At 68.0% G+C, this 281-nt stretch carries 1 pseudogene; it reads left to right on the forward strand.

Annotation, left to right across the window (positions count from 1 at the left end):
* A pseudogene (locus tag ACMUOY_RS20255) lies at positions 1-281 on the forward strand (TonB-dependent siderophore receptor); the annotation flags it as partial.

Consider the following 281-nt stretch of genomic DNA (forward strand, 5'->3'; position numbering starts at 1 on the left):
CTGTTCGGGCGCGGATCCACCGGTGGCGCGGTCAACCAGGTCAGCAAGGTGCCGCGCCTGATGGACGAGAATCAGGTCGACATCACGGTGGGCAGCCACAACTTCGTGCGCATCACCGGCGACTTCAACGCCCACGTCGGCGAGAACGCGGCGCTGCGCGTGAACGTGATGGGCAACACGGCCAGCAACGACGGCGCCGGCAACAGCATCCGCAAGGGTGGCATCGCCGGGTCTTACCGCTGGGGCGTGGGCGAGCGCGACGAGTTCACCGCCGCCCTGTT

Source organism: Candidatus Skiveiella danica, from assembly GCF_022705245.1.
GTDB classification, from domain to species: domain Bacteria; phylum Pseudomonadota; class Gammaproteobacteria; order Burkholderiales; family Burkholderiaceae_C; genus Skiveiella; species Skiveiella danica.